The sequence below is a fragment of the Chelativorans xinjiangensis genome (assembly GCF_009812055.1).
Lineage (GTDB): Bacteria > Pseudomonadota > Alphaproteobacteria > Rhizobiales > Rhizobiaceae > Chelativorans > Chelativorans xinjiangense.
The window spans coordinates 106,056-126,872 of sequence record NZ_WQNH01000003.1 but is presented as its reverse complement, the minus strand read 5'-3'; the positions used below and the strand labels follow the sequence as shown (position 1 = coordinate 126,872).

Annotated in this window: 19 protein-coding genes and 1 tRNA gene; 16 read left to right on the top strand and 4 right to left on the bottom strand. The window is 64.5% G+C overall.

Annotated features, from left to right (window positions below; all coding sequences use genetic code 11):
* Positions 1-31 precede the first annotated feature (31 nt).
* The 4 genes from GM910_RS03675 to GM910_RS03660 all read left to right on the top strand — a co-directional run bounded on the left by GM910_RS03675 (position 32) and on the right by GM910_RS03660 (position 3,425).
* On the top strand, positions 32-1,204 hold the full coding sequence (locus tag GM910_RS03675; protein ID WP_159586159.1) for a phosphoserine transaminase: 1,173 nt from the start codon (positions 32-34) through the stop codon (positions 1,202-1,204).
* 65 nt (positions 1,205-1,269) lie between these two features.
* The gene (gene serA / locus GM910_RS03670) at positions 1,270-2,868 is read left to right on the top strand and encodes a phosphoglycerate dehydrogenase (RefSeq protein WP_159586158.1); all 1,599 of its coding nucleotides are present in this window, start codon (positions 1,270-1,272) and stop codon (positions 2,866-2,868) included.
* A gap of 78 nt (positions 2,869-2,946) precedes the next feature.
* Positions 2,947-3,171 (top strand): DUF1902 domain-containing protein, encoded by a 225-nt coding sequence (locus GM910_RS03665; protein WP_159586157.1) that lies wholly within the window; start codon positions 2,947-2,949, stop codon positions 3,169-3,171.
* Positions 3,172-3,197: 26 nt separating this feature from the next.
* Positions 3,198-3,425 (top strand): type II toxin-antitoxin system HicA family toxin, encoded by a 228-nt coding sequence (locus GM910_RS03660; RefSeq protein ID WP_159586156.1) that lies wholly within the window; start codon positions 3,198-3,200, stop codon positions 3,423-3,425.
* A 10-nt stretch (positions 3,426-3,435) separates the two neighbouring features.
* On the opposite strand, the gene GM910_RS03655 is transcribed toward GM910_RS03660, so the two are convergent.
* Positions 3,436-4,362: a DMT family transporter gene (locus tag GM910_RS03655; RefSeq protein ID WP_159586155.1), complete on the bottom strand. Its 927-nt coding sequence runs from the start codon at positions 4,360-4,362 to the stop codon at positions 3,436-3,438.
* A gap of 208 nt (positions 4,363-4,570) precedes the next feature.
* Between GM910_RS03655 and GM910_RS03650 the strand changes: the two genes are divergently transcribed.
* Together GM910_RS03650 and GM910_RS03645 are read left to right on the top strand one after the other, a co-directional pair.
* Positions 4,571-5,869 (top strand): adenylosuccinate synthase, encoded by a 1,299-nt coding sequence (locus GM910_RS03650; protein WP_159586154.1) that lies wholly within the window; start codon positions 4,571-4,573, stop codon positions 5,867-5,869.
* A 152-nt stretch (positions 5,870-6,021) separates the two neighbouring features.
* Complete coding sequence (locus GM910_RS03645) at positions 6,022-7,455, top strand: hypothetical protein (protein ID WP_159586153.1); 1,434 nt, start codon at positions 6,022-6,024, stop codon at positions 7,453-7,455.
* A gap of 33 nt (positions 7,456-7,488) precedes the next feature.
* On the opposite strand, the gene rpoH is transcribed toward GM910_RS03645, so the two are convergent.
* Both rpoH and GM910_RS03635 read right to left on the bottom strand, forming a co-directional pair.
* The gene (gene rpoH, locus GM910_RS03640; protein ID WP_159586152.1) at positions 7,489-8,409 is read right to left on the bottom strand and encodes an RNA polymerase sigma factor RpoH; all 921 of its coding nucleotides are present in this window, start codon (positions 8,407-8,409) and stop codon (positions 7,489-7,491) included.
* Positions 8,410-8,585: 176 nt separating this feature from the next.
* Positions 8,586-9,611 carry an RluA family pseudouridine synthase gene (locus tag GM910_RS03635; protein WP_159586151.1) on the bottom strand — a complete coding sequence of 342 codons (1,026 nt, stop codon included), beginning with the start codon at positions 9,609-9,611 and terminating at the stop codon, positions 8,586-8,588.
* 29 nt (positions 9,612-9,640) lie between these two features.
* On the opposite strand from GM910_RS03635, the gene GM910_RS03630 reads away from it, so the two are divergent.
* The 10 genes from GM910_RS03630 (at position 9,641) to phoB (ending at position 19,953) form a co-directional block, all read left to right on the top strand.
* The gene (locus tag GM910_RS03630; protein WP_159586150.1) at positions 9,641-10,030 is read left to right on the top strand and encodes a fimbrial protein; all 390 of its coding nucleotides are present in this window, start codon (positions 9,641-9,643) and stop codon (positions 10,028-10,030) included.
* On the top strand, positions 10,027-10,440 hold the full coding sequence (locus GM910_RS03625; RefSeq protein WP_159586149.1) for a VOC family protein: 414 nt from the start codon (positions 10,027-10,029) through the stop codon (positions 10,438-10,440). The genes GM910_RS03630 and GM910_RS03625 overlap by 4 nt, the downstream gene beginning before the upstream one ends.
* Before the next feature lie 65 nt (positions 10,441-10,505).
* Positions 10,506-10,581: transfer RNA gene (locus GM910_RS03620), tRNA-Glu, on the top strand.
* A 174-nt stretch (positions 10,582-10,755) separates the two neighbouring features.
* Positions 10,756-13,665, top strand: a complete 2,910-nt coding sequence (locus GM910_RS03615; protein WP_343032956.1) for a PAS domain-containing hybrid sensor histidine kinase/response regulator — start codon at positions 10,756-10,758, stop codon at positions 13,663-13,665.
* A gap of 215 nt (positions 13,666-13,880) precedes the next feature.
* A complete protein-coding gene (locus GM910_RS03610; RefSeq protein WP_159586147.1) occupies positions 13,881-14,915 on the top strand; it encodes a substrate-binding domain-containing protein in 1,035 nt (344 codons plus the stop codon).
* 84 nt (positions 14,916-14,999) lie between these two features.
* Positions 15,000-16,379 (top strand): phosphate ABC transporter permease subunit PstC, encoded by a 1,380-nt coding sequence (gene pstC / locus GM910_RS03605; RefSeq protein WP_201285400.1) that lies wholly within the window; start codon positions 15,000-15,002, stop codon positions 16,377-16,379.
* 4 nt (positions 16,380-16,383) lie between these two features.
* Positions 16,384-17,670, top strand: a complete 1,287-nt coding sequence (gene pstA / locus GM910_RS03600) for a phosphate ABC transporter permease PstA (RefSeq protein ID WP_159586145.1) — start codon at positions 16,384-16,386, stop codon at positions 17,668-17,670.
* A gap of 14 nt (positions 17,671-17,684) precedes the next feature.
* Positions 17,685-18,500, top strand: coding sequence for a phosphate ABC transporter ATP-binding protein PstB (pstB, locus tag GM910_RS03595; RefSeq protein ID WP_159586144.1), 816 nt, complete (start codon positions 17,685-17,687; stop codon positions 18,498-18,500).
* Positions 18,501-18,539: 39 nt separating this feature from the next.
* Positions 18,540-19,244: a phosphate signaling complex protein PhoU gene (gene phoU / locus GM910_RS03590; protein WP_159586143.1), complete on the top strand. Its 705-nt coding sequence runs from the start codon at positions 18,540-18,542 to the stop codon at positions 19,242-19,244.
* Positions 19,245-19,263: 19 nt separating this feature from the next.
* Positions 19,264-19,953, top strand: a complete 690-nt coding sequence (gene phoB, locus GM910_RS03585) for a phosphate regulon transcriptional regulator PhoB (protein ID WP_159586142.1) — start codon at positions 19,264-19,266, stop codon at positions 19,951-19,953.
* A gap of 39 nt (positions 19,954-19,992) precedes the next feature.
* On the opposite strand, the gene gloB is transcribed toward phoB, so the two are convergent.
* Positions 19,993-20,760: a hydroxyacylglutathione hydrolase gene (gloB, locus tag GM910_RS03580; protein ID WP_159586141.1), complete on the bottom strand. Its 768-nt coding sequence runs from the start codon at positions 20,758-20,760 to the stop codon at positions 19,993-19,995.
* Positions 20,761-20,817 lie beyond the last annotated feature (57 nt).

Below are 20,817 nucleotides of genomic sequence, written 5' to 3'. Positions count from 1 at the left end.
AGGGGCGAGCTATCTGGAAGGGTAGAATATCATGAGCACACTCCCCAAGCCGGACATCCGTCCGGCCAATCCCAATTTTTCGTCAGGACCTTGCGCAAAGCGCCCCGGCTGGACGCCCGAGGCGTTGAAGGATGCCGCGCTCGGACGCTCCCACCGTGCCAAGATCGGCAAGGAAAAGCTGGGGCGGGCCATCGAGCTCACGCGTGAAGTTCTCAAGGTTCCCGCAGACTACCGCATCGGCATCGTGCCGGCGTCGGACACCGGTGCCGTCGAGATGGCGCTTTGGTCGCTCCTGGGCGAACGCGGCGTCGACATGGTTGCCTGGGAATCCTTCGGCTCCGGCTGGGTGACGGATGTCGTCAAGCAGCTCAAGCTCGGCGACGTGCGCCGCATCGAGGCGGACTACGGCGAACTGCCGGATCTGGCGCAGATCGATTTCGACCGCGACGTGGTCTTCACCTGGAACGGCACGACCTCTGGCGTGCGCGTACCGAACGGCGACTTCATCCCCGCCGGCCGTAAGGGATTGACCATCTGCGACGCCACGTCCGCCGCCTTCGCGCAGCGGCTCGATTTTTCGAAGCTCGATGTCGTCACCTTCTCCTGGCAGAAAGTGCTGGGCGGTGAGGCAGCGCACGGCATCCTCATCCTCAGCCCCGGTGCGGTCGAGCGGCTGGAAAACTACACGCCCGCCTGGCCGTTGCCGAAGATCTTTCGCCTTACCAAGGGCGGCAAGCTGATCGAGGGCGTCTTCAAGGGCGAAACCATCAACACGCCCTCCATGCTGTGCGTGGAAGACTATCTCGACGCGCTTTCCTGGGCGCAGTCGGTGGGCGGGCTCGACGCGCTGATTGCCCGTGCCGATGCCAACTTCGCCGTCATCGACCGGTTCGTTGAAAAGAGCGATTGGCTCGCGCATCTGGCGCGGGACCCGGCCACGCGCTCCAACACGTCCGTGTGCCTGTCGATCGTCGACGAGACGGTGGCACGGCTCGATGCCGACGCCAGGGCGGCCTTCGCCAAGGGCATGGTATCCCGGCTCGACAAGGAGGGCGTGGCCTACGACATCGGCCACTATCGCGACGCGCCTCCGGGCCTCAGGATCTGGGCCGGCGCGACCGTCGAGACCTCCGATCTCGAAGCTCTGATGCCTTGGCTCGACTGGGCATTCCAGGAGCAGAAGGCGGCGCTGCAGAGCGCCTGAAACCGTCCGGCGCCGGCGCCGGCGCTGATCCTTCCCATCGCATTCGCTTAATTAGGAGCCCTGAAATGGCACCTCGCGTTCTCGTTTCCGACAAGCTTTCGCCCATGGCCGTCGACATCTTCAGGCAGCACGGCATCGAGGTCGATTACCAGCCGGATCTCGGCAAGGACAAGGAAAAGCTTGTCTCCATCATTGACCAGTACGATGGCCTGGCCATCCGCTCGGCCACCAAGGTGACAGAGAAGCTGATCAATGCCGCGACCAACCTGAAGGTTGTGGGCCGCGCCGGCATCGGCGTCGACAACGTCGATATCCCCGCCGCCTCGCGCCGCGGCATCATCGTCATGAACACGCCCTTCGGCAACTCCATCACCACGGCGGAGCACGCGATTGCCATGCTCTTCGCGGTGGCGCGGCAGATCCCCGAAGCCAACGCCTCCACCCATGAAGGCAGGTGGGAGAAGAACCGCTTCATGGGCGTCGAGATCACCGGCAAGACGCTGGGCGTCATCGGCTGCGGCAACATCGGGTCGGTGGTGGCCATGCGCGCCATCGGACTGAAGATGCACGTGGTGGCGTTCGACCCATTTCTGTCCGTCCAGCGGGCGGAGGAGCTGGGCGTGGAGAAAGTGGAGCTGGACGAGTTGTTCGCCCGGGCGGACTTCATCACGCTGCACACGCCGCTGACCGACAAGACACGGGGTATCATCAGTGCCGAGGCGATCGCCAAGATGAAGGACGGCGTGCGCATCATCAATTGCGCGCGCGGCGGCCTGATCGTCGAGGCCGATCTGGTCGCGGCACTGAAATCCGGCAAGGTTGCGGGCGCCGGCGTCGACGTGTTCGAGAATGAGCCGGCCACGGAAAATCCGCTGTTCAACCTGCCCAACGTGGTGTGCACGCCGCATTTGGGGGCGGCGACGACAGAGGCGCAGGAAAACGTCGCCCTGCAGGTGGCCGAGCAGATGTCGGACTACCTCATCAAGGGCGCGGTCACCAATGCCATCAATATGCCCTCGATCAGCGCCGAGGAGGCGCCGCGGCTGAAGCCCTTCATCAAGCTGGCGGAGGTGATGGGCGCATTTGTCGGCCAGGTGACGGAGGAGGCGATTCGCGAGGTGGAGGTCGTCTTCGACGGCTCCACCGCCGCCATGAACACGCGCGCCCTCATCAGCGCCGCGCTGGCGGGGCTCATCCGGCCGCAGGTCTCCGACGTCAACATGGTCTCGGCGCCCGTCATGGCGAAGGAGCGCGGCGTCATCCTGTCGGAGGTCAAGCGCGACAAGTCGGGCGTCTTCGACGGCTATATCAAGCTGACGGTCAAGACATCGGCCAAGACGCGTTCGATCGCCGGCACGGTCTTCTCGGACGGCAAGCCGCGCTTCATCCAGATCAAGGGCATCAATCTCGATGCCGAGGTGGGCGAGCACATGCTTTACACCACCAATTACGACACGCCCGGCATCATCGGCCTGCTTGGCACCATCTGTGCCAAGCACGGGGTGAACATCGCCAACTTCCAGCTCGGCCGCAATCGGCCAGGGGGCGACGCGATCGCGCTCTTGTATCTCGACGCGCCGTTCCCGGAGAATGTGCTGCAGGAATTGCGGGCGAACGATTCCATCATCTCGGCCAAGCCGCTGCATTTCGACGTGAGTGCGTAGGGCTTGAAGGCGCGGAAAAGACCGCGCCTTCTTTCCCTTGACTCCATGCGCTATATTGGATGGAGAGGAGCCTGGTGCATGAAAATCACTATCGATGCGAATTGGGATGACGAGGCCAAAGTTTGGGTCGCGATAGCGCGTGAACAGGTTGGCCTTGCCACCGAGGCACAATCGCTCGATCAACTGCGTGACGGAATTGCGCTCAAGCTCGCCGATCTCGTCGAGGACGAGTCGGTTTCGCCGGAGTTCGATCTCGTGGTGCACTCGGCGGCGCATGGGCCAGCGCCCGTCGCTGCTGAATAAGCGTTGGTCTCGGTGTTTTCGCGGGCATGTCGCCTCGACCCTCGGAGCCGGTCGGGGCGGTGAACAACTACACCAAATCTTTGAAGGCCATACTCTCACGAGCCGGATGGGTATTTCACCGCCCTGGAAGGGGTGATCACGAGATTTGGCGCCATCCTGTGACCGGACGTCGGGTTGTCGTCGACAACGCAATTAAGTCGCGCCATACGGCGAATGGCGTCCTCAAGCAGGCCGGTTTGCCCAAGGCCTTTTAGGGGCCGCCGATCACGACCCGTCGACCGGGGCCCGCACGCGTGGCGGAGCGCCTATCGCTTTGCGGCCGCTATATTCGGCGAGCCCGATGCCGCAGAAGACGAGCGCTATCGCGAAGGCGTGGTACGGGTAGAAATCCTCGCCCAGGATGAGGATCGACAGCAGTGTGCCGAAGATCGGCACGAGGTTGACGAACAGGCCAGCGCGGTTGCCGCCGATGAGCTCGTTGCCGCGGATATAGAAGACCTGGGCGAGGACCGAAGGCATTGCCGCGGTGTAAAGCACGATCATCCAGCCGCGCAGATCCGGCAGGATGAGGCTGCCGGCCGCGTATTCCCAGGCCAAGAAGGGGACTGAGCTCAACAGGGCCGACATCGCAAGTACGGTGATCGTGCTCAGCCAGTGGATGTCCGGCTTGAAGCGCAGGGACACGGTGTAGATGCCGTAGAACAGGACGGCGAGCAGCATCAGAAGATCGCCGATATTGATGTCGAGTTCGGCAAGCCGCGACAGGTCGCCATGGCTTGCGGTCAGCGAAATGCCGACAAGGGAAAGCGCGAAGCCGACAAGCTGCAGTCTTGTCGCCCTTACCTGGAAGAGGCAGAAATTCAGCACGATGATGACCATCGGGATGGCCGCCTGCTCGATCGAGACATTGACCGCCGACGTAAAGGTGAGGGCGCTGTAGAAGGCGGCGTTGAAGCAGGTGAAGCCGACCGTGCCGAGCATGGCCAGAAGCGGCAGGTTGCTCCTGATTTGCGGCCAGTCGCGCCTGAGGGGCTTCCAGGCCAGCGGCAGGAGAATGGCAAGCGCCATGATCCAGCGCAGGAAGGTCAGGGCGAAAGGCGAGACGTGGCCGACCGCCAGCTTCCCCGCAACCGCGTTGCCGCCCCAGAAGAGCGTCGTGAAGAGGAGGATGACGTAGGCTTTGTTGTGCATCGGGTCTTCCGGGCGGTCTTCGAGGAGGTAGGAGGCAATAGCGGGTTCAACACGCCTCGTAAATCGAACGCGGCAAAGAAAACCGGCGGGAGGCGGGCGGCACGGCTGAAAGGGAGTCGCATCGCCAGGCGCATGACGGTATAGAGCCTGTGGTTTTTTCACGAGCAGCCGGGGCGCTTCGCGCAAGACCGGCAAGAAGGATGCACTGATGGCGAATGTTGTGGTCGTCGGCTCGCAGTGGGGCGACGAGGGAAAGGGCAAGATTGTCGACTGGCTGTCGGAGCGCGCCGACGTGGTGGTGCGCTTCCAGGGCGGGCACAATGCCGGCCATACGCTGGTGATCGACGGGGTGAGCTACAAGCTCTCCCTTCTTCCCTCCGGTGTGGTGCGCGAGGGCAAGCTGTCGGTTATCGGTAATGGCGTCGTTTTCGATCCGCATGCTTTCGTGGCCGAGGTCGAGCGCCTTGCGCAGCAGGGCGTGGCCGTGTCGCCTGCGAACCTGAAGATCGCCGAGAACACGGCGCTGATCCTGTCTCTGCATCGCGAACTTGACGCCTTCCGCGAGGACGCGGCCTCCAACTCGGGCACCAAGATCGGCACGACGCGGCGCGGCATCGGGCCGGCCTATGAGGACAAGGTCGGCCGCCGGGCGATCCGCGTCATGGACCTTGCCAACATGGAGACGCTGCCGGCCAAGGTCGACCGGCTTCTCACACACCACAATGCGCTGCGCCGGGGCCTGGGCCACGCGGAAGTTTCGCACGCGGCCATCATGGAGGAGCTTTCCTCCGTGGCCGACCGCATCCTGCCCTATGTCGACCGTGTGTGGAAAATCCTCGACGACGCGCGCCGTGCGGGAAGCCGCATCCTGTTCGAAGGCGCGCAGGGCACGCTGCTTGACATCGACCACGGCACCTATCCCTTCGTTACCTCGTCCAACACGGTGGCAGGCCAGGCGGCCACGGGTTCGGGGCTGGGGCCGAACGCCGTCGACTATGTCCTGGGCATCACCAAGGCCTATACGACCCGGGTCGGCGAAGGCCCGTTCCCCACCGAGCAGGACAACGAGATCGGCGATTTTCTGGGCACGCAGGGCAACGAGTTCGGCACGGTGACGGGGCGCAAGCGGCGCTGCGGTTGGTTCGACGCGGTGCTCGTGCGCCAGGCGGTGGTGGCGAACGGCATGAGCGGCATCGCGCTCACCAAGCTCGACGTGCTCGACGGGCTTGACGAGGTCAAGGTCTGCACGGGATACAGGCTCGACGGGCAGACGATCGATTATCTGCCAGCTGGCCAGGGGGCGCAGGCGCGGCTGCAGCCGATATACGAGACGCTCGAAGGCTGGAAGGAGACGACGCGCGGCGCCCGCAGCTGGAACGACCTGCCGGCCCAGGCGGTGAAGTATGTGCGCCACATCGAGGAACTGATCGGTGCTCCCGTGGCGCTGCTGTCGACCAGCCCGGAACGCGAGGATGCGATCCTGGTAACAGATCCCTTCCAGGACTAGCTCGGAGCGGAAGACCTAACGCTTTGAATCTACGAGCTGATCTTTTAGAAGGCGATTCCATTGTTTGAGGCCATGCTGTAGAGTCACCACAATTTCATGCATGTTGCGGGTGAAACTCGGACAGTGAGAGGGTAGGAGCGGACAGTTTAGGCATGGCGGATTTTGCTGCGGTTTTGCGCAAGACGATCGGTGCGCTGAAAGAGAATACCCCCGCAACGCGGGCGAAGATCTACGACAAGGCACGCGCCACCATCGACGCCAAGCTGGCCGCGGTCGCGCCGCCACCTTCGCCGCAGCTTGTCGAGCGCCAGAAGAAACTGCTGGAAGACGCCATCAGCACTGTCGAGGACGAGTACGCGGAGCCTGCCGCCCCGGCGGAAGACGATCTTGACAACGTCATGGCGGAGTTGAGCACTCCGTTCGGATTGCGCCCTTACCCCGATGCCGACGAGGCGGAAGCTGAGCCGACTGCGGAGACGGCAGCGCAAGGCTCCGATGAGGCGCATCGCCAAACGTCCGAATGGCCGGGGATCGGTGCATCGGATGTGCCCGTGGAAGGGCCGGAATCCAGCACGGATGATGACGATATAAGCCTTCCCGGCGACCAGCCTGACCGCCGACGTCGCTGGGCGGGCGGATGGGTCGCGCTGCTCCTCATCGTGGCTCTGCTTGGCGCGGCAGCGGCCGGCGCGTGGCTTTATCGCGACGACGTGGCACAGCTCGCCGGGTTCCAGAGCTTCGACCAGATGATGGCGCGGGATACCGACACCACACCGCCTGAGGCGGTGGGGGAGGAGCCCGCCGAAACCACGCAGGCGGGCGGTGAGGAAGAGAGTTCGGCGCCGGCGGGCGACGAGCAGCCACCCAAATTCACCCAGCGCCTGACGCCGGACGGTCGGGAAATCGATCCGGGCCCCGCCGAAGGCCAGGCGGGTGTGGGGGAGGGCACCTCCGTTGCCGAGGCCACGCAAAGCGGTGCCGCGCCGGGCGAGGATGGCGGCACCGGCGAGCTTGAGGGTGAAGCGTCCCTCCCCGTGGGGCAGAGGGCGATCTTCTACGAGGAGCGCACGAATGCGTCGCAAGGTTCTGCCGACAGCGGTGCGGTGGTATGGTCGATCGTCGAGGAGTCGCCCGGCAACAATCTACCGCCGGAGCCGGCCATCCGCGGCGAGGCTACCGTTCCGGACAAGGGACTGCAGCTCAAGATGACCATCCGGCGCAACGTCGATCAGTCTTTGCCGGCAAGCCACATCATGGAGCTCATCTTCCTGACGCCCGACGATTTTCAGGGCGGCAGCATCGACAATGTGCTGCGGGTGGCCATGAAGCGGTCGGAGCAGGATACGGGCAGCCCGCTTCTCGGCATTCCGGCGAGGATCGCCCCGGGCTTCTTCCTCGTGGCGCTGAGCGACAACAGGGCGGATGTCGAGACCAACACGCTGCTCATGCGGCGGCAGAGCTGGATCGACATTCCGATCGTTTATACGTCCGGCCGCCGCGCCCTCATCACGTTGGAAAAGGGCGTGCCCGGCGACCGGATATTCAGTGAGGCACTGGAAGCCTGGCAAAGGGCGTCGAGCGGGTAAGGCCCCGCTTTTCCCTTCTGCCTTGCGGGAGAATCAGACGGCGGCGCCCTGGCCTTCGCCCTGAGCGGTGCGCGGGGGCTGTGCCTGCTTCCTTGCCGAAGCCTTCACCGCTTCCTGGACCTTCTCGAATGCGCGAACCTCGATCTGGCGCACGCGCTCGCGGCTGATGTCGAACTCGCCGGAAAGCTCCTCCAGCGTCAGCGGTTCGTCGGACAGCCGGCGTGCCTCGAAGATGCGGCGCTCGCGGTCGTTCAGGATCCCCATCGCGTCGCCCAGCATGCGGCGGCGGGATTCGAGCTCGTCCTGCTCGACCAGCATCTCTTCCTGACTGTCGTGCTCGTCCACCAGCCAGTCCTGCCATTCACCGGACTCGCCCTCCGTGGCGCGGATGGGCGCGTTGAGCGAGGCATCGCCGGAAAGGCGGCGGTTCATGGAAACCACCTCCTCCTCGCTCACGTTCAGCCTGGTGGCGATCTCGGACACCTGCTCGGGGTTGAGGTCGCCCTCGTCGAGCGCCTGGATCTTGCCCTTCACCTTGCGCAGGTTGAAGAACAGGCGCTTCTGGTTGGCCGTGGTGCCCATCTTGACCAGGCTCCACGAGCGCAGGATGTATTCCTGGATCGACGCCTTGATCCACCACATGGCATAGGTGGCCAGGCGGAAGCCGCGCTCCGGCTCGAACTTCTTCACGGCCTGCATCAGGCCGACATTGCCTTCGGAGATCACTTCGCCGATAGGCAGGCCGTAGCCGCGGTAGCCCATGGCGATCTTCGCCACGAGCCGCAAATGGCTGGTGACCAGCCTGTGCGCAGCACTGGTGTCGTCATGCTCGCGATAACGCTTCGCAAGCATGTACTCCTCTTCCGGCTGCAGCATGGGAAAGCGGCGGATTTCTTCGAGATAACGGGTAAGACCACCCTCGCCCGAAACGATGCTTGGTAGTGTCTGGGCCATTTACAGCACCCTCCTCATCTTCAACGTCCCCTAACCGAGGCGGACGGAAAGCACGGCCGCATCAGCGCGCACCGCGCCATATGGTATATAGGAACAAATTCCGAAAAGCAAAAGCTTCCGATAACAGTCAACAAACCGTGACCGACCGTGAAAAGCGATACTACGCCTGCTTCCGGTTACAAACGAGCGAAACGCGCCATCAGTTCCGCTATATCGGCCGGAATCGGCGCTTCAAATCGCATTATAGCGCCGGTTTCGGGATGACGGAAGGCCAACAGGCGCGCGTGCAGCGCCTGGCGCGGAAATGTCGCAACCATGTCCGCCAGCGGTTGCGGCAGGCGCTTCGCCTTGGTGCGGAAGGCACGGCCATAGGCGGGGTCGCCGATGAGCGGATGGCCGATATGCGCCATATGCACGCGGATCTGATGCGTGCGGCCGGTCTCCAGGCGGCATTCCACGAGGGCGGCGATCTCGTCGTTCGGCTGGCCGTAGCGCTCAAGCACGGTGTAATGGGTGACGGCGAGACGGGCGTCGGTGCGGCCCTCCGGCACCACGGCGCGCAGGGTCCGGTCGCGGGTGGAGCGGCCGAGCGGGGCGTCGACGGTGCCGGAAAGGCGCTTCGGCACTCCCCACACCAGCGCCACATAGGCGCGTTCCAGATCGCCGGTGCGCCCGTGGTCGGCGAAGGCCTCTGCCAGCGCCCGGTGGGTGCGGTCCGTCTTCGCCACCACCATGACGCCGCTCGTCTCGCGGTCCAGCCGGTGCACGATGCCGGGCCGGCGCACCCCACCGATGCCCGACAGCGTGTCGCCGCAATGGTGGATGAGCGCATTCACCAGCGTGCCGGTCCAGTTTCCGGGACCGGGGTGCACTACCAGGCCGGCAGGCTTGTCGACGACGATGAGCGTATCGTCCTCGTAGAGAACAGTAAGGGGAATGGCTTCGCCCTCGGGTTCCGGCGCTTCGGCTTCAGGCAACACGATCTGGTAGAGTTCGCCGGCGGAAACCTTGCGCTTCGGCTCCGTGACGGCGGCACCCTCGAGCGTCACCGCCCCGGCGCGGATGAGCGCCTGGACGCGGTTGCGCGAGATATCCGGCGCAAGTGCTGCGGCGAGCCACTGGTCGAGCCGCTTGCCCGTCGCCGCTTCGTCTGCCGCAAGCTCTTTCAATTCCATGCCGGCTTCGCTATCAGGGTCGCTCATTTTCCGACACATCCTGCGATTGGGCACCCATGGCCGGACCGGCAGCGCCGCACCACACCGACGAAGACAAGCCGCTGGACCCGGCGGCGGAGCGCGTGCGCCGCAAGCTCGTGCGTTTCATGGGCATCAATCTCGCCATCCTCTTTGTGGCGGTTATGGCGGTGGTGCTGGCCCTTGTCTACAGGTCCATGACGCCGCAGGCCGATGATGCGGCCCTCACGCAGGCGCCACCCTCCGCCGATGCGCTGTCGGGCGATATCCGTCTGCCGGCGGGATCGCGCATCGTTTCGCACGCGGTCTCGGGCAACCGGCTGACATTGCATCTCCGGCTTTCCGAGGGCGGCGAAGCGATCGTCGTCTACGACATGACTGAAGGGCGGACGGTCGGCCGCTTCGAGATCGGCTACGAGACGCCATGAACCCCGGGGCGAAGCGCCGCATCGCGCTGACGACGCTTGTCGTGCGCGACTATGACGAGGCGATCGCCTGGTACCGCGAAAAGCTCGGCTTCGAGGTTTCTGAAGATACGCCGCTCGGGGAGGGCAAGCGCTGGGTGGTGATGGGGCCGCAAGGCGCAGACGGCGCCTCTCTGCTCCTTGCCAAGGCGGACGGCCCGGCCCAGGAGGCGGCCATCGGCAGGCAGACGGGCGGCAGGGTTTTCCTCTTTCTCCACACGGACGACTTCCGGCGCGACTACCGTGCCATGCAGGCGCGCGGCGTTATCTTCCGCGAAGAGCCGCGTCAGGAAAACTATGGCACCGTGGCGGTTTTCGCCGACCTTTACGGCAACCTTTGGGACCTCATCGAGCCCGGAGCTACGAATGTTTGAGGCAGCGCCATCGCGCCTGTTGCATTTGCCGGCAATCACGACTATATCGCGGCCTTCACCCGGACGCTCCCATCGTCTAGCGGTCTAGGACGCCGCCCTCTCACGGCGGAAACAGGGGTTCGATTCCCCTTGGGAGTGCCATTTTCTCGAAATCGCTGTCGCCCCCCTGCCGGCGCACAACCGCAGGCCCTCGCGGCCGGCGTCGGGCGCTCTCCATGCGCGCCGCGTTAGCCCGCTGTTAAGCTTAGTCAATCGTTAAGGCTTAGCGGTCATCCTTGGAAACTCGGGGGTGTTGCGAGAGGACGACCTTTGGGGGTGAAGGGCAAAAACCTAGAGTCCGCGTCCGGACAGGGGCGTGAGGATCGCGACGCGTCGGCCGCGGCGCTAGAGCAGTGGAAGCTCGCCCAGGCGGTGCTCGATGGTCTTCCCAGCCCGATCTTCGTCAAGGACGCGAACCTCGATTTCGTGCTGGTGAACAAGGCGTTCGCCAAGCTGTTCGATGCCGAGCCGCGCGACATGATCGGCAAGAAGGGCAGTGACTACGTGCAGCCCGCCGACGCCGCCCTGTTCGAGGAGACGGAGCGGCGCGTGCTGGAGACCGGCGAGGACTACCAGGCGCAGGAGGACTTCGAGTTCCGGGGTATCGGCGGCAGCCGCATCGTGCGCAAGAACCGGGTGCGGCTTCCAAGCGGCAAGGACTACGTGACCTGCACGATCTTCGACGTGTCGGACCTCAAGCAACGCGAGGTCGACGCGGAGGAGGCGCGCGCGCAGCTCGCCCATGTGCTGGAAACGCTGCCGGCCGGCGTCGTCATCTACGACCGGGACGACCGCTTCGTGCTCGCCAACCAGAAGATCCACGACGCGCTTCCCGCCATGGTGCCGGCCATGCAGCCAGGCAAACCGCTGCGCGAGGCGATCGAGCTGGCGCACAAGGCGGGCTATTTCCGCGGCAGCGGCGACCCGGAGCTCGACCGGCTCTACGATAGCGATCCGGAAGCCTGGATCGACCGTTACGCAAAGCTCTATGGGGATAAATCGCGCATCGTCGAGCGGCGCAATCCCGACGGCCGCTGGTTCAAGGTATTCGATACGCGGGGCGAGGACGGCACCTTCGTCGGTGTGCGCGTGGACATCACCGAGATCAAGGAGCGCGAACGCGAGCTCAAGGAGAGCATGCGCGAGAACGAGGTCTTCCGGAACCTCATCGACAACGTTCCCGTCGCCATCTATGCGAAGCGCCCGGACCTCAGGCTGATGTACGTCAACAAGGGATGGTCGGACCTGCTCGGTGTGCCGCGGGAGGAGGCGATCGGCAAGACCGACGTGGAACTCTTTGGACCCAACGGCGAAGCGTTCATGGAAGGAGACCTTGCCGTCCTTCGTACAGGAGAACGTCAGGTGGTGGAGGAGACGCACACGCTGGCGGACGGTGCGGTGCGTTACCAGATCGCGCGCAAGGATGCGCTGGTCGCCTCCGACGGGTCGCTATACCTGATCGGCTCGACCACCGACATCACCGAAATGAAGCGCCGCGAGGAGGAATTGCGCATCGCCCAGGAGAAGGCCGTCCTGGCCGACCGGGCGAAGTCGGAGTTCCTGGCCAATATGAGCCATGAGATCCGCACGCCGATGAACGGCGTGCTTGGCATGGCGGAGCTTCTGGCCAAGACAGGGGTCACACCGAAGCAGAAGACGTTCATCGACATCATCGCCAAGTCCGGCAGTGCACTGCTCACCATCATCAACGACATCCTGGATTTCTCCAAGATCGACGCCGGCCAGCTCGTGCTCGACCCGCAGCCCTTCAAGCTGGCCGAAGCCGTGGAGGACGTTGCCACGCTGATTTCCTCGGGCGCCAGGGAGAAGGACCTGGAGATGATCGTGCGCGTCGACCCGGATCTGCCGGAGACCTTCGTCGGCGACGCGGGGCGCATTCGACAGATCGTCACCAATCTCCTGGGCAACGCCGTCAAGTTCACCGACCACGGGCACGTCCTCGTGGATGTCACCGGAGAGACGGCGGAGGGGCACACGCGGATCAAGGTGGAAGTCACCGACAGCGGCATCGGCATCCCGAAGGAAAAACTCGACCTCATCTTCGACAAGTTCAGCCAGGCCGACGCCTCCTCGACCCGGCGGCATGAAGGCACGGGTCTCGGCCTCGCCATCACCTCGCGCCTGGTGGATCTGATGGGCGGCGAGATCGGCGTCGAGAGCGAAGAAGGGAAGGGCTCGACCTTCTGGTTCACCCTGACGCTGCCGAACGCCGAAAGCGATGCCCAGACCAGGGTCGCTCCGCGCGACGTGACGGGTGCGCGGGTTCTGGTGGTCGACGACAACGCCATCAACCGTACGATCCTCGCCGAGCAGATGGCCCATTGGGGCTTCGACGCCTGCGCGGCGGAAAGCGGCGAGGAGGGCCTGAAAGTGCTCCGGGCGGCGGCCCGCCTCGGCGTGCAGGTGGACTGCGCGGTGGTCGACTACCAGATGCCGGGCATGACCGGCATCGACATGGCGCGCGCCATACGCGCCAACGAAGAGATCGCACGGACGCCCCTGATCTTCCTAAGCTCCGTCGACCAATCCTTGTCGACCGCCAGTGCGCGCGAGCTTGCCATCGATGCGCAACTGGTCAAGCCGGCGCGGGCGTCGAGCCTGCTGGAGACGATAGTGCACACGATCCAGAAGCACCGCGTCGACGAGCCCGAGGGCGCGCCGGGCGTGCGCGGCCGGGCGAGCGAGGGCGCCGGTGGGGCGGAAAGGGGGCCGCAATCCGCTTCGCCCGTCATCCCACGCACGGCCGGTGACCGGGAGGCGGTGCATGGCGTCGACATCCTGGTGGCGGAGGATAATGAGGTGAACCAGCTCGTCTTCACCCAGATCCTGAGCGAAAGCGGGCTTCGCTTCGAGATCGTCGACAATGGCCGCTTGGCGGTCGAGGCCTACCGAAGGCTCAACCCGCGGCTCGTGCTGATGGATGTCTCGATGCCGGAGATGAACGGGCTGGAGGCCACGAAGGAGATCCGCCGCCTGGAGGCAGAGGGCGGGCGGCATGCGCCGATCATCGGTGTGACCGCCCACGCGCAGAAGGGCGACCGCGAGCGTTGCCTGGAAGCGGGTATGGACGATTATCTGTCGAAGCCGATCAGCCCGAAAACCCTGCTCGAGAAGGTCAGCCGCTGGGCGGCTGGGCGGCAGCGCGGGCAGTCCGTCATCGCTTGAGCCCGGCGGGCGGAAACAGGCGGCACCTGCGCCGGCAACGTGGTCCTCAATGGTTGAGAAATGGCTTTCCCGGAACCCGCAACGCGTGCATCTGTCTATCTTTACGGCACTGACACGGAACTGTCATCCAACTGTTACATAGTGCCTTTATGCGACTCCCCGACGCCCTAAAAAGAAATGGTGTCACGTCGAATTCCGAACAGGGAGTAGCCCTCATGAAGAAACTCATCCTTACGGCATCGGCGACGGCAATTGCCGCGTCGTTGTCTGTCGGCGCCGCCGCGGCGCGCGACCAGATTCGTATCGTCGGCTCCTCGACGGTCTTTCCCTACACACAGGCCGTGGCCGAGGAGTTCGGTAACACCACCGATTTCGCGGCTCCGGTGACAGAGTCGACCGGCACGGGCGGCGGCATGCAGATCTTCTGCGGCGGCGTCGGCGTCGACCATCCGGACATCACCGGCGCCTCGCGGGCCATGAAGGAGAGCGAGTACAAGCTCTGCGTCGAGAACGGCGTGGACAGCATCTCGGAAGTCCAGATCGGCTCCGACGGCCTGTCGATCGCCCATTCGGTCGACGGCCCCGAGATCGACCTGACCAAGGCGCAGATCTTCCAGGCGCTGGCCGCCGAGGTGGAGGTCGACGGTGAGGTGGTTGCCAACCCGTACAAGCGGTGGAACGAGATCGATCCTTCGTTGCCCGACGCGGAAATCACCGTCTTTGGACCTCCCCCCACCTCCGGCACGCGCGACGCTTTCGTTGAGCTGGTCATGGAAGAGGGCTGCGGAGCGTTTCCGGCGGTCGAGGCGCTCGAGGACGACCGCAAGGACGAGGTCTGCCAGCGCATGCGCACGGACGGCCCCTTCGTCGAGGCCGGCGAGAACGACAACCTGATCGTGCAGCGTCTTCAGGCGGACGCCAATGCGCTCGGCATCTTCGGCTATTCCTTCCTCTACGAGAACCAGGACACGCTGAAGGCGGTTGCGGTGGAAGGCGTCAAGCCGTCGCCTGAGACCATCGCCGACGAAAGCTACACGGTCGCCCGTCCGCTGTTCTTCTATGTCAAGAACGCGCATCGCGGCGTCATTCCCGGCCTTCAGGAGTTCGTCGCCGAGTACGTCTCCGAGGAATCGATGGGTCCCGGCGGTTATCTCGAGGAGCGTGGTCTCATCCCGCTCTCCGACGAGCAGCGTGAGGAAATCCGCAACGCTGCGGTCGCGGGTGACAGCTTCACGCGCTATACCCAGTAACGCCTTGTACTAGTCTTGCGCCGCGCGGAGAGCCCCGCGCGGCGCGAACCCTCTTCAACGCAGCCGAAATGGATGCAGGCAGCCGTGACCGGATATCTGTTTCTCGCAATTCTGGCCCTGTCGTTCATCGCCTTCTATGTCGGGCGGACGACGGCGAACCGGTTTGTCGCCGAGCAGGGGGCGGACGTTCATTCCCGCCCGATCTACCACGGCGCATTCGCGGCCGTGTGGGTGGGGCTTCCCGCACTCGTCCTCGTCCTCCTGTGGCTTCTCTTCCAGGGCAGCATCATAGACCGACTGCTTCTGGCCTCGCTGCCGGCCAGCCTTACGGAGGGCGCTTCGGCATCGCGCCTGTCTCTTTATCTCAGCGAGATCAAGAACGTCGCTTCCGGCCGTGTCTTCAGCGAGCCGTCGCCGGAAGTCATTGCCGCTGCCGAGCGCTACCAGAGCTGGCAGATGATCGCGCAGTGGGCGATGGTCGTGGTCGCGCTGGCCGTGGCCGCGCTCGCGCTGTACATCACACGCGCACGCATGGCGCCACGCTTTCGCGCCCGGCAGAGCTTCGAGCGCACGCTCGATATCGTGATGATCCTGTCGGCGGTGGCGGCGATCCTGGTAACCATCGGCATCATCGTGTCGCTGACCTACGAGGCAATACAGTTCTTCCGGCTCGTGCCGCCGCAGGAATTCTTCTTCGGGCTCAATTGGGAACCGCAGATCGCCATCCGCGAGGATCAGGTTGCCGGAACGGGCGCCTTCGGGGCCGTGCCTGTTTTCACCGGCACATTGCTGATCGCCACCATAGCGCTTGTCGTCGCCGTTCCTATCGGCCTGTTCTCGGCCGTCTACCTCGTCGAGTTCGCCGACGACCGCATTCGCGGCATCGTCAAGCCCATCCTGGAAATCCTCGCCGGCGTGCCCACCGTCGTCTACGGCTTCTTCGCCGTTCTCACCGTCGCGCCGGCAATCCGCCAGGCCGGCGGCCTCATGGGCATCGGGATATCTCCCAACAGCGCGCTGGCCGCCGGCGCCGTAATGGGCATCATGATCATCCCGTTCATCTCCTCGCTGTCCGATGACGCGTTGCGCGCGGTGCCGCAGTCGATGCGCGACGGCTCCTTCGCCATGGGAGCGACGCGCGCGGAGACGATCACCCGAGTGCTGCTTCCCGCCGCACTTCCCGGCATCGTCGGCGGCGTCCTCCTTGCCGCCAGCCGCGCCATCGGCGAGACGATGATCGTCGTCATGGCGGCCGGGCTCACGGCGACGCTGACAGCGAACCCGCTGAACGGCGTAACGACGGTGACGGTGCAGATCGTCACGCTTCTGATCGGCGATACGGCCTTCGACAACCCGAAGACACTTTCGGCGTTCGCGCTTGGGCTTGTCCTCTTCGTCGTCACGCTTTGCCTGAACGTGCTGGCGCTCAGGATCGTGCGCCGCTACCGCGAGAGATACGAGTAGATCCATGTCCGAGACGACTGCTCCCAAACCGTTCGATTGGTCCTCGCCGGAAGCCACGGCCATACGCAAGCGGCGCTATGCCGCCGATCGGCGCCTGCGCCTCTACGGGCTGATCTCGATCCTGACGGCGATCGGCCTGCTCGGCGTGCTGATCGCCTCGCTCATCGTCACCGGCCACACCGCCTTCGTGCAGACCGAGATCGCGGTAGAGTTCACGGCCGACCCCGAGAACGTGCCGGCGGACGACCCGGCATCGGGCAATTTCCGCGCCGTGGTGTCCAACGCGGTCCAGCAGCTGTTCCCGGAAATCGACGATCCGCGTGAATTGCGCACTGCGTCGGGCATCCTGTCCGACGGCGCGGTCAACATCGTGCGCAACTATGTGACTGCGCATCCCGAAGTCGCGGGGCAGTCGTTCACCCTGGAGGTTCCCGCGTCCGATCCCTACGACCAGCTCAACAAGGGCGTGATCAACCGCGACCTGCCGGAAGAGCGCCGCAGGGTCTCAAACGAGCAGATCGCCTTGTTCGAGACGCTGGAGGAGCGCGGCCTGGTCTCGACGCCGTTCAACTGGGGGCTGTTCGTCAACTCGGACAGCCGCTTTCCGGAGCTGGCGGGACTGGCCGGCGCGATCGCAGGCTCCTTCTATGCGCTTCTCGTGTGCTTCCTGATCTCCTTCCCGGTCGGCATAGCCGCGGCGATCTACCTCGAGGAGTTCGCACCCAAGAACCGCTGGACGGACCTCGTGGAGGTGAACATCAACAATCTGGCGGCCGTGCCGTCGATCGTCTTCGGCCTCCTGGGCCTCGCCGTCTTCATCCAGGTCTTCGGCCTTCCAAGGTCAGCGCCGCTGGTGGGCGGGCTCGTGCTTTCGCTGATGACGCTGCCCACGATCATCATCGTCACGCGCGTCGCGCTCAAGTCGATCCCGCCCTCGATCCGCGAGGCGGCGCTCGGCATCGGCGCGTCCAAGCATGAGGTGATTCTGCATCACGTGCTGCCGCTCGCGATCCCCGGTATCCTGACGGGCACGATCATCGGCCTGGCGCAGGCGCTGGGCGAGACGGCGCCGCTGCTGCTGATCGGCATGAACGCCTTTCTGACCTCGCCGCCCGGTGGTATCATGGATCCGGCCACCGCCTTACCGACTCAGATCTTCATTTGGGCGGACAGCCCGGAACGCGGCTTCGTCTCGCGTACCTCCGCCGCCATCCTCGTGCTTTTGGGCTTCCTGATTTTCATGAACGCGCTGGCCATCTACCTCCGGCAACGGTTCGAGCGTCGCTGGTAATGGAGTTGAGGGATATGAACATGCTGACAGATGCAGCCGTCGAGACCGCGCTGGAAGGCGCGCCGGAGAGCAATGCCGTGAAGATGCGGGGCAACAAGGTCAACGTCTTCTACGGCGAGAAGCAGGCATTGTTCGACGTCAGTCTCGATGTCAGAGAGAACCAGGTGACGGCCCTGATCGGCCCTTCGGGCTGCGGCAAGTCCACCTTTCTGCGCTGTCTCAATCGTATGAATGACACGATCGACATCTGCAGCGTAAAAGGTGAGATCACGCTCGACGGCGAGGACATCTACAATCCGCGCATCGACGTCGTGGAGCTCAGAGCCCGTGTCGGCATGGTGTTCCAGAAGCCGAACCCGTTTCCAAAGTCGATCTACGAGAACATCGCCTATGGGCCGCGCATCCACGGCCTCGCCTCGGCCAAGGGCGATCTCGACGGCATCGTCGAGACCAGCCTGCAGAAGGCCGGCCTCTTCAACGAGGTGAAGGATCGGCTGCATGAGCCCGGCACCGGGCTTTCCGGCGGCCAGCAGCAGCGCCTGTGCATCGCCCGCGCCATCGCCGTCTCGCCGGAGGTCATCCTCATGGACGAGCCATGCTCGGCGCTCGATCCGATCGCTACGGCACGCGTGGAAGAATTGATCGACGAATTGCGCGAGAACTACACTATCGTCATCGTCACCCACTCCATGCAGCAGGCGGCGCGCGTGTCGCAGCGCACGGCGATGTTCCACCTCGGCAACCTGGTGGAAGAAGGGCCGACCGACAAGATGTTCACCAACCCGGAAGACAAGCGCACCCAGGACTACATCACCGGCCGTTTCGGCTGATCGATCGTCCGCGCCGCCGCATCAGAAGGAGCAGTTTCCATGGCCGAGCACATCGTCGCTTCCTTTGACGAAGACCTTGAGCATATCGACCGGCTCTTGCGCGACATGGGCGAATTGGCTGGCTCGATGACCCAGGCGGCGACCCGGGCGCTGCTCACGTCCGACAACGCGCTGGCGCAGCGCGTCGTCTCCGACGACACCATCATGGACGCCAAACAGACCGAGCTCGATGAACGGGCCATCACGCTGATCGCCAAGCGCCAGCCGATGGCGCAGGACCTGCGCGCCGTCGTTGGCGCCATCCGCATGGCCTCCGATCTGGAGCGCATCGGCGATCTGGCAAAGAATATCGCCAAGCGCGTCGGCGCGGTCGGCCAGAGTGCAACGCCGCGCAAGCTGTCGCACTCGATCGACACCATGGCGTCGATGGTGCTTGCCCAGGTCAACGCGGTGGTCGACCGCTACGTGGCGCGCAAGGCGGCCGACCTTATGGCGCTGCGCGACGAGGACGAGAAGATCGACATCCACTACACATCGGTGTTCCGCGAGCTTCTCACCTACATGATGGAAGACCCGCGCAACATCACTGCCTGCACGCATCTCCTGTTCTGCGCCAAGAACCTGGAACGGGTGGGCGATCACGTGACCAACATCGCCGAAAACGCCTATTATATCCTGACCGGCGAACAGCTTCCCGTGCAGCGGCCAAAGCTGGACGAGACGCAGATGACGGCCGAATCGTAGGCGGACAGAGGGCGTGCGCATGATCGCTCCGAAAATCATGGTGGTGGAGGACGACGAGCCGCTTTGCGTGCTGCTGCGTTACAACCTCGAGGCCGAGGGCTACCAGGTCGAGGTGGTCAACCGCGGCGATGAGGCGGAGATGCGGCTGCAGGAAAACGTGCCCGACCTCCTCGTGCTCGACTGGATGGTGCCGGCCATCTCCGGCATCGAACTGTGCCGGCGGCTCAGGATGCGGGCCGAAACGGAGCGTCTGCCCATCATCATGCTGACAGCGCGCGGCGAGGAAACCGACCGCGTGCGCGGACTTTCCACCGGCGCGGATGACTATCTCGTCAAACCGTTCTCGACGCCCGAGTTCGTCGCCCGGGTGCGGGCGCTGCTGCGGCGTGCCAAGCCGGAAGTGCTGTCGACGGTGCTCAAGGTGGGCGACATCGTGCTCGACCGCGAGGCCCACCGCGTCTACCGCCGCAAGAACGAAATCCGCCTCGGGCCGACCGAATTCCGCCTCCTGGAATTCATGATGCAGCACCCTGGCCGCGTCTTCTCGCGCAGCCAGCTTCTCGACAATGTGTGGGGCGAGACGATCTATATCGACGAGCGCACCGTCGACGTGCATGTCGGGCGCCTGCGCAAGGCGGTGAACCAGGGCCGTATGCCCGACGTCATCCGCACGATACGCGGCGCGGGATACGCGATCAGGGAATCGTAGAACTCGGGGATGCCGGCTGTATCCCCGGCCCGAACGCGTTTAAAAGATGTCCTTGCGCTTGCGGATTTCCGCGAATACCGCCTCGTCCGAAGCCCCTTCCATGCCGAGATTGCGGCGGATCACCGGGTCGTGCCAGCGCAGGAAGGGGTTGGTAGCCATCTCCTCCGCCAATGTGGTCGGCAGCGTCGGCTTGCCCTCGCTCCTCAGTGTCTCGATGTGCTTCGCCCGCTCCTTCAGCGCCGAGTTGGTGGGATCGACCGTCAGCGCGAAGCGCGCGTTGGCCTTCGTGTATTCGTGCCCGCAATAGATCACCGTTTCGAGCGGCAGCGCCGCGAGCTTCTTCAGCGAGTTCAGCATCACCGGCGGTTTGGCCTCGAACAGCCGCCCGCAGCCGAGCGCGAACAGTGTGTCGGCGGTAAAGCCGATGCCGGCATCGGCGAAGTGATAGGAGATGTGGCCGGCGGTATGCCCCGGCGTCTCGATCACCCGCGCCTCCTGCCGGCCGACGCGCACCGTGTCGCCCTCCTTCACCCGCCGGTCGATGCCGGGGATCTTGTCGGCCTCCGCCGCCGGCCCGACGATGGCGAGCTTGAAGCGCTCCTTCAGCGCCAGGTTGGCGGCCACGTGGTCGCCGTGGTGATGGGTGGTCAGGATCATGGTGGGCGCCCAGCCCGTGCGCTCGACCGCTTCGAGGATCGGCCGCTCCTCCGGCGCGTCGATCAGCGCCGTCTCGCCGGTCTCGCTATCGTGGGCGAGGATGCCGAAGTTGTCGCTGCGGCACATGAACTGTTCGATTTCGAGTGTCATGAAAAGGCCTCCGTAAACCGGACGATAGGGCGGCGAAGGTGGTTTGTCACCCGCGAC